Origin of the sequence: Labrenzia sp. PHM005 (assembly GCF_006517275.1) — a bacterium.
Taxonomy (GTDB): Bacteria; Pseudomonadota; Alphaproteobacteria; order Rhizobiales; family Stappiaceae; genus Roseibium.
Genome location: NZ_CP041191.1, coordinates 4,022,590 through 4,038,605, shown reverse-complemented (window position 1 = coordinate 4,038,605; position 16,016 = coordinate 4,022,590). Strand labels below are relative to the sequence as shown.

The following is a 16,016-nucleotide window of genomic DNA, read 5'->3' as shown; positions in this document are numbered from 1 at the left end:
ATGGGTGAAAAACCGGCGCTTGCGGTCATCGAGAAGTATCCGGACGCCGTCAAAACTGCATTGTTGGAGATCCGCAGTCTTATTCACGAGACAGCGTCAGAGGCCGAGGGCGTCGGCAAGGTAGTTGAGACGGTGAAGTGGGGGCAGCTCAGTTATCTGACTGAACGGCCGAAGTCTGGAACGACAATCCGGATCGACAAGGACACCTCTGATCAAGGCGACATCGCTCTTTATGTGAATTGTCAGAGCAGCCTTGTGTCGGAGTGGCGCGGGCTATTTCCGGAAATGACATTTGGCGGCGACCGCAGCATCCATCTTTCGCTTGCCCAGCCGCTGCCGATCCCGCAACTTCGCCAAATCATCCTGATGGCCTTGACCTACCACAGCCGGAAGAAAAGCACCGGCAAGTAACCGGCATCCTGCCTTAACATCATGGACGCAGTTGGAACCCGGTTCCGGGTGCCATGCCTTCGCGCATCAGCAGGCGGCGGAAGGGGCCGATCTTACCGGCCAAATACATCCCCACGCTGCGGGCCGCCTGAACTGGCAGAAATTCGGTCAAAAGCGAGCGGTTCAGCATGTCGACCGCATTTGTGCGCGAGCGGATGTCCGACATCCTTTTGGTTTCATAGGGTTTCAAAGCCGTAAGACTGCCGAGGTCCTGACCTTTCTGTTTCGCTGTGGCCACGGTTGAAACCAAGTCAGATATATCGCGCATGGAGAGATTGAGCCCCTGGGCACCAACCGGCGGGAAGACATGAGCGGTTTCACCAAGCAAAGCCAATCTCGGAGCAATTACCGATTGAGCGGTCATCCCAGAGAGCGGAAACGTCTGAGGTTCTGAAATCACCGTGAATTTGCCGAGGACGGACCGGGCCCTGTCTTCCAGCTCGCGGGCCAGCAGAGCCTTATTCATGGTTTTGAGCCGTTCCGCGGTTTCTGCAGTTTCCACACAGACAAGTGAGGAGCGGCGGCCGGGCAGGGGAACCAGGGTGAACGGTCCGGTCGCGGTGTGGAATTCTGTTGAAACACCATGATGCGGCAGGGTGTGGTCCAGATTAAGAACCAGCGCGGTTTGCGGATAAGACCAGCGTTTGACCTCAATCCCAGCTGCAGACCGCATCTTCGAATTGCGGCCATCGGCCGCGACGGCCAATGCAGCCGTCACTGCTAGACCGGATTTCGTGGTGATCGTAGCTTGGGTGCCGCTGAAATCGGCTTCTTCTGCAAAATCATCCACACAGGTCAGATTGGCTTCTATGGCGCAGGCCTTGGCCAAGACGTCGTTCATTTTCGAATTGACGATGTTGTAGCCAAATTCCTCGACACCGAGCTCTGCACTGTTGAAGACTGTTTCGGGTGCCCGGATCAGCCGTTCCGTCCCATCGATCATACGCATTTTTTTGAGAGGTTCGGCATTGAGCTCGATCTCATTCCAAATGCCGAGATCTTTCAAAAGGTCGAGCGACTTTTGCCACAAGGCCGTTGTGCGTTCATCCGCCGGTGCCTCTAGCGGGGCTATAAGTGCGGTTTGCAGGCCGGAACGTGCCAGGGCAAGGGCTGCGATCCGCCCGGACGGCCCACCGCCGACAACAACTGCATCATAAAGAACGTCTTTTTTGGTCCGTGCCATAAATCTACCAGGCTCACTGCTCAGCATTTGTCTGTCTGTTCGAAATTGGTCATTTAACCTGAAAGATCAACAGGACCAAATTACGCACCTAACAAACCAGCTTTTGATGGCGTTCAGGATTGGCCCGGACTATGAGACAAATCAATTGGCTCAGGGATGAGTGCCGGTATCATGTAGATAAAACCCCGTCACAAGCCTCATTGACGATTGGAACTATGCCCGCCTTGAATACTTATGAAACGTCGACTGCTCAAAAACCGGAAACAGTTCGTGGCTGGCCGCTGGTCATCGTGGTCGTGGCCGCTCTTGCGATCAGCGGATGGGCTTATCTGATAGCCATGGTTGCTGCCATGGTGCCTGTCATGGATATGGCGGAAGCCGGACCTGGTATGAGTCTGCTCAATCAGTTCAATATTTTCCGCGGGCTTCCGGATGATGCACGTGCAGCGCTGGCAGTCCTGTGTTTGCCGGCTGGTGCCACCTTTGGCATGCCAAGCGTGGAATTGACTTGGGTCGATGTTGGGAAAATTTTCCTTATGTGGGCGATGATGGCGCTGGCCATGATGCTGCCGTCCGCCACTCCCATGTTGAAAAGCTTTCACCGGCACATTTCAAAACACCGCTCTGGGCCGGGTTTGAACGTTATATCTACGGTTTTCGTTGTTTCCGGCTATTTGGCGGTGTGGCTCGGCTACGCGATCGTGGCAACTTTGGCGCAAGTTGGCCTCTCCAAGTTGGGCGCGCTTTCCGACATGATGGCCCCAGTCAGTCTGGCACTGACAGCATCCGTTCTGATTGCTGCAGGGATTTATCAGTTTACACCGGCCAAGACAGCCTGTCTTCAAAGGTGCTGGTACCCAAGGTGGTCTTTCGCCAAAAATACAGGGAGATATGGGATCAGCGACTCGGTCAAAGAGGGCATTGCGCAAGGTTGGATTTGCCTTGGCTGCTGCTGGGCGGTCATGACTGTCATGTTTGCTGTTGGACTGATGAATATTCTCTGGATCGCCTTGCTTGGCGTGGTGATGGCTCTGGAGAAAACATTCCCCAGCCGTTTCTTTCCAACAGCCATTGGCGTTTTTCTGCTGATCTGGGGCGGAGCGCTGGCTTTGAGCATAGTGCTCGGTGGGCCGGCAACACCGTCTTAATGATGCCGGGAGTGTTTCTGGTGTTTTCCGGTTCACACTGTCATCAATATGCAATATTAGTAACAGACAGGCTCAAAAGAATTCCCGTCGGGAATACACATCATGAGCTTCTACCGCGCAGCGAATTGCAGATTGGTTTCAGCGCGGATCTTAATGTCTAAAGAGGACTAGGCCCGTGACGGACGTAACGCCTGGCAAACTCGCGCCGGAACCTGCGCTGTTTTTGATTCATGTTCTGACAGCTTCCGGGGCTCCGATCGCATTGATTGCGCTTCTTGCCGGTGCTCAAGGCAAGTGGGACGAAATGTTTGCCTGGCTTGGCCTCGCCCTGTTTGTTGATGGCATTGATGGTCCGCTCGCCCGGAAATTCAACGTGGCGGAACGATTGCCGCGGTGGTCGGGTGCGTCGCTCGACTTTGTCATTGATTACGCGACTTATGTCTTCCTGCCGGCGTTTGCGCTGTCCTGGAGCCTGATGCTGTCCAATCCGTGGAACTGGATCTGCGGTGGATTGGTCGTCTTCACCGGTGCGCTTTATTTTGCCGACAACGGCATGAAAACACCGGATGGATCCTTCAAGGGATTCCCGGCCGGCTGGAACATGGTCGTCTTCGGCTTGCTAGTCTTGTCGCCCTCTGAAGGCTTTACAATTGCCGTTGTTCTGGCGTGCTGTGCCTTGACTTTTGCGCCGGTCCGCTTTGTCCATCCGGTACGTGTGAAACGCTGGCGTATGATCACTCTGCCCGTGACACTGCTGTGGATGGCGCTGGCGGCAATGGCGATTTTAGACGGCATGGTGTTGAACACTTTCTCTGCAACGATCTTCACGCTCGCCAGTCTGTATCTCTTTTCAGTATCCGCCATTCAGCAGCTGATCGACCGGGTCGATTGACCGTTCGCATAGAGACCGAAACGGCCCTCTAAAAGCGTAGCTCAGCGTTCGGCAAACCATGCGGCCAGTCTTTGCCACTGGCGCAAACGCATTGCGCTGGATATTGTTGGCATCAAGAACTCGGCCAACACGCCGATACTTCAAACACTTAACACACCCGATGGGAGACGGCATGGTACAGGCAATCTGTGTGCATGAAACAGGTGATGCGGACGTCTTGAACTGGGAACATGTGGATGTTGGGGAGCCGGGCCCGGGTGAGGCCCGCATCCGGCACACCGCGATTGGTCTAAATTTCATCGACACATATTTCCGCTCCGGCCTTTATCCCGCGCCGAATGGTTTGCCGTTCATTCCGGGAAATGAAGGGGCCGGTGTGGTTCAGGTGGTCGGCGAGGGCGTCACCCACATCAAACCGGGTGACCGGGTTGCTTATGTTGGTCCGCTCGGCGCTTATGCCCAAGAGCGGGTTATCCCGGCTGACCGTCTGGTGGTAATTCCCGAAGGTATAGCCGACAAGGTTGCCGCCGGGATGATGCTGAAAGGCATGACGGCACAATATCTACTACGCCAAACCTTTGTCGTTGGTCCGGAAACGACCCTGTTGTTCCATGCCGCTGCCGGCGGGGTTGGCCTGATTGCCGGTCAATGGGCTGCCCATCTTGGGGCGACCGTGATTGGAACAGCTGGATCTCAGGAGAAAATGGATCTCGCTAAAGCGAACGGCTTTCAGCATGTCATCAATTATCGGACTGAAAACTTTGCTGAACATGTGGCGGAAATTACTGGCGGCAAAGGCTGTGACGTCGTTTATGATTCCGTCGGCAAGGACACATTCCCCGGATCGCTGGAATGTTTGAAACCCCGCGGCCTTTGGGTGAGCTTCGGCCAGTCGTCCGGCCCGCTACCGGACTTCAATCTTGGGCTTCTGGCGCAGAAAGGGTCCTTGTTTGCTACGCGGCCGACACTCTTCAACTACATTGCCAGCCGTGACGATCTGGAGATGACGGCCGGTGACCTGTTTGATGTGGTCTCCAGGGGAATTGTCAAAATCTCGGTCAATCAGGAATACCGTCTTGCGGATGCGGTTCAGGCCCATCAGGATTTGGAAGGTCGCAAGACCACCGGCACGACCGTGCTCATTCCATAAGACCGGTCGGCAAAAATGCGTTCAGCCCGCGCCCAGGATCTTTCGCGCAATCTTTACAGCCCGGCGATGCGGTATTTTCTGGCCGCCGCCGAGGCTGGCTCGATCCGGGCAGCGTCCCGCAATCTCAATGTCGCCTCTTCTGCAGTCAACCGGCAGATCCTTTGGCTGGAGGAGGCGCTTGGCCTTCAGCTGTTTGAGCGGGTTGGACGGCGCATGCGCTTGTCGCAAGCAGGTGAAGTGCTGCTTGCCCATATCCGTCGGACGTACTCCGATTTTGAAGGAACGGTTGCCGAGCTTGATGCGTTGAAGGGCCTTCGACGAGGAACTGTCTCCATAGCGTCTGTTGAGAGCGTTGCCGAACGGCTTCTTCCCGCTGTAATCAGCTCCTTCCGGAAATCCTATCCGGGTATTCATGTGAGTGTGGCGATATCCTCATCCCAGGAAGCGGCTCGGAAAGTTGAGGCCGCCGAAGCGGACGTCGGTTTCACCTTTGATCCGCCGGATATGTCGACCCTGACAGCGGCCTTCCACCATGACCTGGTGATCGGCGCTTTGATGGCGCCAGACCATCCGTTGGCGGGAGAAAACGGACTGAGCCTGGCCGATTGTTTGCGCTATCCAGTCGCTCTTCCGGCAGAAGGATTGTCAATTCGGGCGAGGATCGATGTCATCCGCAGCCGGATTCCCAGCGCATCTTTGACATATGTCGAGGCAAATTCCTTGCGTTTGATGCGGGCGCTTGCCCGTGATGAGAACGTCATAGGCTTCCAAACACAAATCGGTTGTGAAGACGATTTGGAAGCGGGGTATCTGGTCTTCAAACCGCTAAAAGATGAACCGCTTCAAGCAGATCGCTTGTGTGTGGTCACGTCATCGCTAAGGGCGTTAGCCTTGGCGCCGGCGATGTTTTTCGACCACGCAGTGCTCGCCCTAAACGAACGCCTTGCATCTATTGATGCCAATTAGGCATCATTAAGAGCGCAAATGAGCGCTTTGGATCTGCGTGCTTATCATGCACATTTTTTATCTGAACGGTTTTGCAGCATTGCTGCATGAGGGAGAGAAACATGGGGCGTTTAACAACGCACGTTCTGGATACCGCTTTGGGAATCCCGGCCAAGGGGCTTAAGATAGAGCTCTGGTCCGTGGGCAATGAGCCGAAGCATATGTCTACCCATGAAACCAATGACGATGGCCGCGTGGACGGTCCGATCCTTTCCGGAAGCACCTTTGAAACCGGGATCTATGAACTGCGGTTTCATGCCGGTGACTACTTAAGGGCAACCGGTCAGGATCTGCCGGATCCGCTCTTCCTCGACCTCGTCCCAATCCGGTTCGGCATGGCCGATGCGGATGCGCATTATCATGTGCCGCTGTTGTTATCACCCTTCGGCTATTCGACCTACCGGGGGAGCTGAGGCATGAGGGATACCATCCGTTTCATCAAAGCCGGACAAGTTGTTGAGCTGACCAATGTCGGCCCAACGGAAACTGTCCTGGATTATTTGCGTCTGCGGCGGCAGGAAACCGGCACCAAAGAAGGTTGCGGCGAGGGCGATTGCGGGGCTTGCACCATTGCGCTCGGCCGGCTCGTTAATGGCAAGCTGATCTATCAACCGGTCAACAGCTGCATTCAGCTCCTCGGCATGATCGACGGTGCGGAGCTGGTGACGGTTGAGGATCTGGCGCAGGACAAACGCCTCCATCCGGTGCAAAAGGCGATGGTCGACTTGCACGGCTCTCAATGCGGGTTCTGCACCCCCGGTTTCATCATGACCCTGTTCACGCTGTATCATGCAGAGGGCCAGGAAAAATCCCGCAAGACCGTTACCGAATGGCTTGCCGGCAATCTGTGCCGCTGCACCGGCTACCGGCCGATCATCGATGCCGCGCTGGAAGCCTGTTTTGATGCTGCGGACGATGCTTTTACCTGGCGCTCCAATGAAACCCGGGAACAACTGAAAACCTTGGCGGACAGCCGGGACATTTTCTTGGGCAACAGTGCCTCGTTTTTTGCCTCACCATCGTCGCTGGATGGTTTGGCGGCGCTTTACGGGCAGCATCCGGATGCCACCTTGGTCGCGGGCGCAACGGACGTCGGCCTTTGGATCACCAAACACCTGCGCAACTTGCCGAAAGTTATCTGGCTAGGCCGAATTGAAGGGCTGGACCGTGTTGAAGAAACCGAGGCTGGCGTTCTGATCGGCGCGACAGCAACCTTCGATGCGACGGAAGCAGCCATGACAAGGATCTCTCCTGACCTTGGCGAACTTTGGAAGCGGATCGGGTCCAAACAAGTGCGGGCGTCGGGAACCGTTGGCGGCAACATTGCCAATGGATCGCCGATTGGGGATTCGCCCCCGGCACTGATTGCGCTTGGTGCCAGTGTTGAGTTGCAGTCGGCCGACAGCGAGCGGACTCTGCCGTTGGAAGACTACTTTATCGACTACGGCAAACAGGACCGGTTGCCGGGAGAATTTGTCACCGGAATGTTCGTGCCACGGCCCTCGGCCAATCAGGCGTACCGGTGTTACAAGATCTCCAAACGGTTCGATCAGGACATTTCGTCCGTGATGGCGGCCTTCCGGTTTACGGTTGTTGACGGACGGATCATCGAAGCGCGCATCGCCTATGGCGGCATGGCCGGCACACCAAAGCGGGCGGCTGGCGCGGAAGCCGCGCTTAAAGGTGCGCTCTTGGAAGATGCATCCACTTGGGGTGCTGCATTTGATGCGCTCAGCAGCGATTTCACTCCTATGACCGATATGAGGGCAAGCGCAGACTACCGGATGGAAACAGCCCGGGCGCTGCTGGCAAAGGCCTTGATGGAAACCGACGGGACGGCAGCTGAAAATCTGCGGGTCCTGAAGAAGCGGGAGGCCGATCATGACCGCGCCGCTTGATCCCGCCAAAGTCACATCACCGCTCAAACATGTGCGGAAATCTCTGGCCCATGACAGCGCCGAGATGCATGTCACAGGAACCGCGCCTTACATCGACGACTTGGTCGAGGCGGTTGGCACCCTTCACGTTGTTCCCGGATATGCCCGGCAGGCCGTCCGCGGCAAAATCAGTTCGATCGATCTGACAGATGTCAGCGCTTCGGACGGTGTTGTTGCGGTTCTGACAGCGGAAAACGTGCCAGGCACCAATGATTGCTCGTCTGGCTTTGGCGATGATCCGGTGCTGGCCGATGGCGAAATCCTGTTCCACGGTCAGGTGGTGTTTGCGGTTGTCGCAGAAACCCGCGATCAAGCCCGCAAGGCGGCGCTAAAAGCCAAGATTGATGTCGCACCGATCACGCCGATCCTCACCCAGGAAGACGCGGTGGCGGCGGAGACAATGGTCTTGCCGGATTACCAGTTCCGCAGAGGCTCGCCGGAAACCGGTTTGACGGCATCTGCAGAAGTGCTCTCAGGTTCCATGCGGATTGGCGGGCAAGAGCATTTTTATCTGGAAGGCCAGATCGCCATGGCGGTTCCGCAAGAAGGCGGTGCCATGCTGGTCCACACATCAACCCAGCACCCGACCGAAGTGCAGCACACAGTGGCCAAAGTCCTCGGTGTGCCTGATGCCTTGGTAACAGCGGAAGTCCGGCGCATGGGCGGCGGTTTTGGCGGTAAGGAATCCCAGGCCAATCAATGGGCGAGCCTCGCGGCCCTTGGGGCGCAAGCCACCGGCCGCGCCTGTAAAGTTCGCCTTGACCGGGATGACGACATGATCATGACCGGCAAGCGGCATGATTTCCGGGTCGACTGGAAAGTCGGACATGACGGCACCGGCAAGATTCGGGCTGTCGACATGGAATTTCTGGCCCGCTGCGGCTATTCGGTTGACCTCTCGCTCGGTGTCAACGACCGGACGCTGTTTCATGCTGATTCCAGCTATTTCTATCCAGATGCGGCCATCCGCTCCCGGCGCCTGAAAACCGACACCTGTTCAAACACCGCATTCCGAGGGTTTGGCGGACCGCAGGGCATGTTAGCTGCTGAGCGGATGATTGATGCAATTGCCGTCAAAACAGGGCGGGATCCTCTGGAAATCCGCAAGCTGAATTTCTATGACGGCGATCACAATCTGACGCCTTACGGCATGCCGGTTGAAGAACATGAGGTCATGCATGACCTCATCGCAAAGCTGGAAGAAAGTTCTGAATACTGGGCTCGGCGGGACCAGGTGCGCGAGTTCAATGCCAACAATGCAGTCCTGAAAAAGGGCCTGGCGCTGACGCCGGTCAAATTTGGTATTTCCTTCACGCTGAAACACCTCAATCAGGCTGGCGCCTTGGTGCATCTATATACCGATGGTTCCGTGCATCTGAACCATGGCGGCACGGAAATGGGGCAGGGGCTTTACCAGAAGGTTGCCCAGGTTGTTGCCGAGGAGTTTGGGGTCACGCTCGACAAGGTCCGCATCACGGCTACCAACACCTCCAAGGTGCCGAACACCGGGCCAACCGCGGCCTCATCCGGTACGGATCTCAACGCCATGGCGGCCAAATTGGCGGCGCAGGAAATCAAAGGCCGTCTAGTTGGGTTCTTGTGCGAACGGCACCAATGCGGGCCGGAAGCCATTCATTTTGGCGACAACAAAGTCCTGATCGGCGAACAGAGTTTCTCACTTGGAGAAGTTGCAAAGCTCGCCCATATGGCGCGGATCCAGATGTCCCATGCCGGCTTCTACGCGACCCCCGGCATCACCTGGGACCGGGACAGTGTCACCGGGCAGCCTTTCTATTATTTCGCCTTTGGCGGTGCTTGCGCGGAAGTCACCATCGACACAATGACCGGCGAAATGACGGTCGACCGCGTCGACATTCTTCATGACGTTGGCCACTCGCTCAATCCAGCCATCGATCTTGGCCAGATAGAAGGCGGCTTTGTGCAGGGCATGGGCTGGCTCACCACCGAAGAATTGGTCTGGGACGAGCAAGGTCGGCTGCGCACTCATGCGCCGTCGACTTACAAGATCCCAACGGCCTCCGACATTCCAGAAGATTTCAACGTCAACCTTTATGAGGGCAGTGGCAATCCGCAGGAGACGGTTTATCGCTCCAAGGCTGTCGGCGAACCACCAGTAATGCTGGCAAACTCTGTTTTCTGCGCAATCAACGATGCAGTAGCGAGTTTGAACCCGGGTGAAGTGCCCAATTTGAATGCCCCGGCAACCCCGGAATCCATCATGAAAGCCGTCAGGGACCTGCGGTCCAGAAAGGCGCATTCATGAAGGTCTGGGGGCACATAGCGAACTGCTTGAAGAACAGCGGTGCCTGTGCCCTTGTCACGGTCGCCGAAACAGGCGGCTCGACACCCCGGGAAACCGGCGCGCGCATGGTCGTCCGTCCTGACGGCAGCTTTTTCGGTACAATCGGTGGCGGCACGCTGGAATTCGAAGCCATTCGGAAGGCGGCAAAAGCAGCGGCAACAAGTCAGGCCGGGTTTGAGATGATGACCGTTTCTCTCGGACCAGACCTTGGCCAGTGTTGTGGCGGCCGGGCAAAAATCGCCCTTGAAGTCCTCACAGGCGAGCACCTTCGTCAAGCCGAACGGTTAGCGGAAGCGGAACAGAACGCTGGTCCGTTCACTACCCGATCAGAAATCAAAGGCGGCATGGTGCTGAGCCGGAACCTGGTTGAGGACACCGCCACCAGCCATTTCGAGCTGATAAACGGTTCGGATGGCAAATCCGATATCCTGATCGAACAATTCGGCGAAATCCGTCGGCCGCTATTTCTCTTTGGCGCCGGTCATGTCGGCAAGGCCCTTGTCCTGGCCCTCGCGCCGTTACCGTTCTCGATTTTCTGGATCGACAGCCGGGCTGACCAGTTTCCAGGTGCGGTGCCAGCAAATGTCACAAAAATCTGCGTGCCCGATCCGGCTGCCGTCCTCGAAGACGCGCCGGAGAATGCTTTTGTGCTGGCAATGACCCATTCTCATGCGCTTGATGAAGACATCATGGCGCGGGCGTTGCTCGCCCAGAAATTCGAATACTGCGGTGTCATTGGTTCCAAAACCAAGCGGACCCGATTTCTCAAACGTCTCAAATCGCGGGGTCTGAGTGACACCGTGCTTTCAACCATGGTCTGCCCGATTGGAATGACTGCGATCAAATCCAAGCAACCAGCTGCGATTGCAGCCGGAATCGCGGTTGAACTCCTCACCCGGGATGAGGCCCGTTATCAACAAGCCGCTGCAAGCGGGAGGCTTGCACACCAATAAGACATGAACAATAAAGCGGCATCCAACTGGGGGACAGTGTGGCAACGAACAACCATACAGAAGTGGACAAGGCGGATAACCCGCTCGCAAGATCCGACAAGGATACCTTGCTGGACGCCCGTGGTCTGACCAAGCGCTTTGGCGATATCCTTGCCAATGACAAGGTCGATCTCACCATCAATAAAGGTGAAATCCACGCGCTTTTGGGCGAAAACGGCGCCGGAAAGTCCACACTCGTCAAGATGTTCTACGGATCTCTTGAGCCGGATGGCGGTGAAATCCATTGGGACGGCAAGAAAGTCTCCATTGGCAACCCGGCCGCGGCTCGAGAACTCGGCATCGGCATGGTCTTCCAGCATTTCTCGTTGTTTGAAGCACTGAATGTGGTTGAGAACATCGCGTTGGCTCTGCCAAACCCCGGAAACATGAAAGATCTCGCGAATCGGATCGAAACGGTATCGCGCGAATACGGCCTGCCGCTTAATCCGCAAGACATTGTGGCCGATCTGCCGGTCGGAATCCGTCAACGGATCGAAATTGTCCGCTGCCTCCTGCAAGAGCCCCGGCTGATCATCATGGATGAACCGACCTCGGTTCTGACGCCCCAGGAAGCCGATCAGCTGTTCCTGACGCTGCAGCGGCTCGCCGATGAAGGCTGTGCGGTTCTCTACATCAGCCACCGACTGGAAGAGGTCCAGCGGATTTGCCACCACGCGACCATCCTGCGCCACGGTCAGGTCGTTGACGAGTGCGATCCGACGCTAGAAACCCCGGCAACCCTTGCCAGCATGATGGTTGGCGCTGAGGTGATCGCGGTCAACGCGGCCACCCAGAAGCCCGCAATTGGCGATGTCCGGCTTGGCTTGAAACACTTGTCAGCCCCAGCTGCAACGCCCTTTGCCACTGCGCTCAACAGCATCTCGTTGGACTTGCGCGCCGGTGAGGTGGTCGCAATTGCAGGTGTCGCCGGCAACGGGCAGGGCGAATTGTTCGACGCCATCTCAGGCGAAATGCGCGTCGCGCCAGACATGGTAACGCTCGATGGCACTCCGTGTGGATCCAAGGGTGTGAACTGGCGCCGCAAGTCTGATGCTGCTTTTGTTCCTGAAGAACGTCTTGGTCATGGCGCTGTTCCGGGCATGAAGCTCTCTCAGAACATCGTTCTGACCCGCCATCGGACGGGCGACAAGCTGGTCAACGGCGGTTTCGTTTCCGAGGCCAATGCCGCCCAGATGGAGCAGCGTATTAAGCAGAACTTTGACGTGCGCATGTCCCACGATGATCCGGAGGCCCGCTCGCTCTCCGGCGGAAACTTGCAGAAGTTCGTAGTCGGCCGGGAATTGGACCGCAAACCCGGTGTCTTGATCGTAAACCAGCCGACTTGGGGCGTGGATGCCGGTGCTGCTGCCTTGATCCGTCAGGCATTGATCGACTTGGCCCGCGGAGGATCTGCTGTTCTGGTGATCAGCCAGGACCTTGATGAAATTTTTGAAATCGCCGACCGCATCGCGGTGATCTCCAGGGGCTATCTGTCAGAGCCCGAACCAGCTGCCGAAATGACCCGGGAACGGGTTGGCCTTCTGATGGCCGGTGGTGCTGAAACGCAAGGGGAGGTCTCTTGATGCGTATCGAACTCGTCAAACGCAAGGAACACAGCGAACTGATGTCGCTGACGTCTCCCTTGATTGCGGTTGGGCTGACAGCTCTGTCGGCTGCAATCATCTTCGCCATTTCGGGCGTCAATCCGGGACTGGGACTTTATAAGTTCTTCATCGAGCCGCTCACCCAGCAATGGTCGCTGGAAGCCACCATTGACAAGGCAACACCGCTTATTCTGATCGGCTGTGGTCTGGCGGTCTGTTATCTCTCCAACAACTGGAACATTGGCGCGGAAGGCCAGTTTGTTGTTGGCGCGATGTTCGGCTCGGTTCTGCCAATTCTGTTCCCGAACTTTGAAAACGCGCTGACCCTGCCGCTGATGCTCATTTGCGGCATGATCGGCGGTGCCTTATGGGCCTTGATCCCGGCGCTTTTGAAAACACGGTTCAACACCAATGAAATCCTGACCAGCCTGATGCTGGTGTATGTGGCAGGCCTCCTGCTCGATTACCTGGTGCGCGGCCCCTGGCGGGATCCGGATGGGTTCAATTTCCCGGAATCACGGATTTTCTCGGATGCGGCAACGCTACCGGATGTCTTCGGCGGCCTGATGAGCCTGTCGGCTCCGATCACCATCGGTGTGGCGGTCATCCTTGCGGTGGTTCTTGCAAAGACCATCAAGGGCTTTGAGATCCGGGTCATGGGTGAAAGCCCACGCGCCGGCGCCTTTGCAGGCTTCTCGGCAAAACGTTTGACGCTGTTCTCCTTTGCGCTGGCTGGTGGTTTGGCTGGACTTGCCGGAACCATGGAAGTGTCCGGTTCGCTCAACCAGTTGCTGCCATCGATTTCACCTGGTTATGGCTTCACCGCGATCATCGTGGCGTTTCTGGGCCGGTTAAACCCGATTGGCATCATCATCGCCGGATTTGTCTTGGCCCTGTCCTACATCGGGGGCGAAGGCGTTCAATCCGGTCTTGGTGTCTCCAACAAAATCGCCAGTGTGATCCAGGGGCTGCTGCTGTTCTTCGTGCTCGCCTGTGACACGCTCATTCTATATCGCATCCGCATGGTTTCCCGCCGTGCTTCTGGTCCGGCCGCGGAGGTTTCTCATGTTTGAGGCGGTACTACTCACTGTCATAACGGCGGCAACGCCGCTTCTCATCGCCGCACTCGGTGAACTGGTGGTCGAACGCTCAGGGGTTCTGAATCTCGGTGTGGAAGGCATGATGATTATGGGCGCGGTGATTGGTTTTGCGGTTGCCAACCAGACCGGCTCGGGCGCCATGGGTGTCATCGGTGCCGTGATTGCAGGCATGGCCATGTCAGCTTTGTTTGGTTTCCTGGTCTTGGTGCTTGTTGCCAACCAGGTGGCAACCGGTCTGGCTCTGACCATTCTGGGGCTTGGCCTGTCGGGCATGATCGGAGAAGCTTATATCGGCGTGCCAGGGCTTCGCTTGCCGGAACTCTATATTCCGGTGCTGTCGGAAATCCCATTCATCGGACCTGTGTTTTTCCAGCAAGACGCCATCGTTTACTTGAGCTTCGCGCTGGTCATCGGGGTGACCTATGCCTTGTTTCGCACACGGGCCGGCTTGATCCTGCGCGCTGTCGGTGACAACCACGGTTCGGCCCATGCGCTCGGCTATTCGGTTCTGAAGATCCGCTTTATGGCCGTCCTCTTTGGTGGGGCCTGTGCCGGTCTTGCGGGCGCCTATATGTCGCTCGCCTACACACCGCAGTGGGTGGAAAACATGACGGCAGGCCGCGGCTGGATCGCGCTGGCTCTGGTGGTATTTGCCTCCTGGCTGCCGGGACGTGTGATCATTGGCGCTTATCTCTTTGGCGCGGTCAGTGTCTTGAACCTGCACGCCCAGGCCATCGGGCTCGGAATTCCTTCGCAATTCCTGTCCAGCTTGCCGTATCTTGCGACTATTGCAGTACTTGTGCTCATCTCCGCAAACCGCAGACTGACGCTGGTCAATACACCGGCCTGTCTCGGCAAGCCATTTGTTCCGGACCGGTAACACCTCCCTGTTATCGGGCGGATCCGGCCCTTCACGATCAGGGCCGGATCAACTAATAAAGATCGTAATGAAAACAGAGATCAAACAGAGGGGACTAAACTGATGAAATCTCTATTGAAAGCAACTGTGGCAGCCGCCGCGTTCGTTGCAGCCGGAAGCGCAGCCAACGCAGCTGACGTCAAAGCTTGCTTTGTCTATGTCGGCCCAGTCGGTGACTTCGGCTGGTCCTACCAGCACGATCAGGGCCGTCAGGCCGTCGAAGCTAAGTTCGGCGACAAGGTCGAGACCGCTTATCTTGAAAGTGTGCCGGAAGGCCCAGACGCAGAGCGTGCCATCGAACGTTTCGCCCGCGAAGGCTGCAACATCATCTTCACAACGTCCTTCGGCTACATGAACCCGACGCTGAAAGTCGCCAAGAAGTTCCCGGATGTGAAGTTTGAACACGCGACCGGCTATAAGACTGCCGACAACGTTGCGACCTATAACTCCAAGTTCCACGAAGGCCGGTATATCCAGGGCCAAATCGCGGCAAAACAGTCCAAGTCTGGTGTTGCTGGCTACATTGCGTCCTTCCCGATCCCGGAAGTGATCGCCGGCATCAACGCATTCCTTCTTGGCGCTCAGTCCGTCAATCCGGACTTCAAGCTGAAAGTGGTTTGGGTCAACACTTGGTTCGACCCGGGCAAAGAAGCTGACGCTGCGAAGGCACTGATCGATCAGGGCGCAGACATCATCACTCAGCACACCGATTCCACTGCGCCGCTTCAGGTTGCTCAGGAACGTGGCGTGCATGGGTTTGGTCAGGCATCTGACATGATCAACTTTGCAAAGGACGCTCAGTACACCGCGATCATCGACGAATGGGGTCCGTACTACGTTCACCGTGTTCAGGACGTTATGGACGGCAAATGGGAAAGCCATTCTTCATGGGAAGGCATCACCGAAGGCCACGTTGTGATGGCGCCGTACACCAACCTGCCGGATGATGTTGTTGAGATGGCAAAAGCCACCGAAGCCAAGATCAAGGGCGGCTGGGAGCCGTTCACCGGTCCGATCACCAAGCAGGACGGTTCTGTTGCTGCTGAAGATGGCGTGACCCTCGACGATGGCGCAATCCTCGGCATGAACTGGTACATCAAGGGCGTCGACGACAAACTGCCGAACTAAGCAAAGTTAGCGAACAAATTACCGGCCCGGAAAATGTTTCGGGCCGGTATCTGATTGGATGTGGTGACATAAAGCCAGTAACACCTGCTACGACTTGCACCTTCCCTATAGATATCTCGAAGAGAATCGACGCGCTTTGGCAGCGCCCTCATGCGAATTACTGATACAATGTACAGCCAGGGTTA

Annotated in this window: 14 protein-coding genes; 13 read left to right on the top strand and 1 reads right to left on the bottom strand. The window is 56.7% G+C overall.

The genetic code is table 11. The features are described from left to right. The gene (locus FJ695_RS18265) at positions 1-411 is read left to right on the top strand and encodes a DUF1801 domain-containing protein (RefSeq protein ID WP_168206413.1); all 411 of its coding nucleotides are present in this window, start codon (positions 1-3) and stop codon (positions 409-411) included. Between the two features lie 19 nt (positions 412-430). Here the strand turns inward: FJ695_RS18265 and FJ695_RS18260 are convergent, their stop codons facing one another. After that, positions 431-1,633 carry a UbiH/UbiF family hydroxylase gene (locus tag FJ695_RS18260; RefSeq protein WP_141186777.1) on the bottom strand — a complete coding sequence of 401 codons (1,203 nt, stop codon included), beginning with the start codon at positions 1,631-1,633 and terminating at the stop codon, positions 431-433. A 131-nt stretch (positions 1,634-1,764) separates the two neighbouring features. Here FJ695_RS18260 and FJ695_RS18255 point away from each other — a divergent pair, with 131 nt between their 5' ends. The 12 genes from FJ695_RS18255 (at position 1,765) to FJ695_RS18200 (ending at position 15,831) form a co-directional block, all read left to right on the top strand. Further along, on the top strand, positions 1,765-2,781 hold the full coding sequence (locus tag FJ695_RS18255; RefSeq protein ID WP_209010710.1) for a DUF2182 domain-containing protein: 1,017 nt from the start codon (positions 1,765-1,767) through the stop codon (positions 2,779-2,781). Positions 2,782-2,956: 175 nt separating this feature from the next. After that, on the top strand, positions 2,957-3,673 hold the full coding sequence (locus FJ695_RS18250; RefSeq protein ID WP_141186776.1) for a phosphatidylcholine/phosphatidylserine synthase: 717 nt from the start codon (positions 2,957-2,959) through the stop codon (positions 3,671-3,673). A gap of 172 nt (positions 3,674-3,845) precedes the next feature. Beyond that, a complete protein-coding gene (locus FJ695_RS18245; RefSeq protein WP_141186775.1) occupies positions 3,846-4,823 on the top strand; it encodes a quinone oxidoreductase in 978 nt (325 codons plus the stop codon). Between the two features lie 15 nt (positions 4,824-4,838). Then, entirely contained in the window at positions 4,839-5,789 is a 951-nt protein-coding gene (locus FJ695_RS18240; RefSeq protein ID WP_141186774.1) for a LysR family transcriptional regulator, read from the top strand. A gap of 101 nt (positions 5,790-5,890) precedes the next feature. Beyond that, positions 5,891-6,241 (top strand): hydroxyisourate hydrolase, encoded by a 351-nt coding sequence (gene uraH, locus FJ695_RS18235; RefSeq protein WP_141186773.1) that lies wholly within the window; start codon positions 5,891-5,893, stop codon positions 6,239-6,241. Positions 6,242-6,244: 3 nt separating this feature from the next. Further along, positions 6,245-7,726, top strand: coding sequence for a xanthine dehydrogenase small subunit (xdhA, locus tag FJ695_RS18230; protein WP_141186772.1), 1,482 nt, complete (start codon positions 6,245-6,247; stop codon positions 7,724-7,726). Continuing rightward, positions 7,710-10,049 carry a xanthine dehydrogenase molybdopterin binding subunit gene (gene xdhB, locus FJ695_RS18225; RefSeq protein ID WP_141186771.1) on the top strand — a complete coding sequence of 780 codons (2,340 nt, stop codon included), beginning with the start codon at positions 7,710-7,712 and terminating at the stop codon, positions 10,047-10,049. The genes xdhA and xdhB overlap by 17 nt, the downstream gene beginning before the upstream one ends. Continuing rightward, on the top strand, positions 10,046-11,041 hold the full coding sequence (xdhC, locus tag FJ695_RS18220; RefSeq protein ID WP_141186770.1) for a xanthine dehydrogenase accessory protein XdhC: 996 nt from the start codon (positions 10,046-10,048) through the stop codon (positions 11,039-11,041). The genes xdhB and xdhC overlap by 4 nt, the downstream gene beginning before the upstream one ends. Before the next feature lie 62 nt (positions 11,042-11,103). Then, entirely contained in the window at positions 11,104-12,663 is a 1,560-nt protein-coding gene (locus tag FJ695_RS18215; protein ID WP_141188798.1) for an ABC transporter ATP-binding protein, read from the top strand. Beyond that, positions 12,663-13,757, top strand: coding sequence for an ABC transporter permease (locus tag FJ695_RS18210; protein ID WP_141186769.1), 1,095 nt, complete (start codon positions 12,663-12,665; stop codon positions 13,755-13,757). The genes FJ695_RS18215 and FJ695_RS18210 overlap by 1 nt, the downstream gene beginning before the upstream one ends. Then, positions 13,750-14,664, top strand: a complete 915-nt coding sequence (locus FJ695_RS18205) for an ABC transporter permease (protein ID WP_141186768.1) — start codon at positions 13,750-13,752, stop codon at positions 14,662-14,664. The genes FJ695_RS18210 and FJ695_RS18205 overlap by 8 nt, the downstream gene beginning before the upstream one ends. Before the next feature lie 102 nt (positions 14,665-14,766). Then, on the top strand, positions 14,767-15,831 hold the full coding sequence (locus FJ695_RS18200) for a BMP family ABC transporter substrate-binding protein (protein ID WP_141186767.1): 1,065 nt from the start codon (positions 14,767-14,769) through the stop codon (positions 15,829-15,831). Positions 15,832-16,016: the final 185 nt, after the last annotated feature.

What these genes read in the sequence shown, in the direction of transcription:
- FJ695_RS18265 (WP_168206413.1), top strand. Translation starts at nt 1, where the DNA reads ATGGGTGAAAAACCGGCGCTTGCGGTCATCGAGAAGTATCCGGACGCC.
- FJ695_RS18260 (WP_141186777.1), bottom strand. Translation starts at nt 1,633, where the DNA reads ATGGCACGGACCAAAAAAGACGTTCTTTATGATGCAGTTGTTGTCGGC.
- FJ695_RS18255 (WP_209010710.1), top strand. Translation starts at nt 1,765, where the DNA reads ATGAGACAAATCAATTGGCTCAGGGATGAGTGCCGGTATCATGTAGAT.
- FJ695_RS18245 (WP_141186775.1), top strand. Translation starts at nt 3,846, where the DNA reads ATGGTACAGGCAATCTGTGTGCATGAAACAGGTGATGCGGACGTCTTG.
- FJ695_RS18240 (WP_141186774.1), top strand. Translation starts at nt 4,839, where the DNA reads ATGCGTTCAGCCCGCGCCCAGGATCTTTCGCGCAATCTTTACAGCCCG.
- uraH (WP_141186773.1), top strand. Translation starts at nt 5,891, where the DNA reads ATGGGGCGTTTAACAACGCACGTTCTGGATACCGCTTTGGGAATCCCG.
- xdhA (WP_141186772.1), top strand. Translation starts at nt 6,245, where the DNA reads ATGAGGGATACCATCCGTTTCATCAAAGCCGGACAAGTTGTTGAGCTG.
- xdhB (WP_141186771.1), top strand. Translation starts at nt 7,710, where the DNA reads ATGACCGCGCCGCTTGATCCCGCCAAAGTCACATCACCGCTCAAACAT.
- xdhC (WP_141186770.1), top strand. Translation starts at nt 10,046, where the DNA reads ATGAAGGTCTGGGGGCACATAGCGAACTGCTTGAAGAACAGCGGTGCC.
- FJ695_RS18210 (WP_141186769.1), top strand. Translation starts at nt 12,663, where the DNA reads ATGCGTATCGAACTCGTCAAACGCAAGGAACACAGCGAACTGATGTCG.
- FJ695_RS18205 (WP_141186768.1), top strand. Translation starts at nt 13,750, where the DNA reads ATGTTTGAGGCGGTACTACTCACTGTCATAACGGCGGCAACGCCGCTT.
- FJ695_RS18200 (WP_141186767.1), top strand. Translation starts at nt 14,767, where the DNA reads ATGAAATCTCTATTGAAAGCAACTGTGGCAGCCGCCGCGTTCGTTGCA.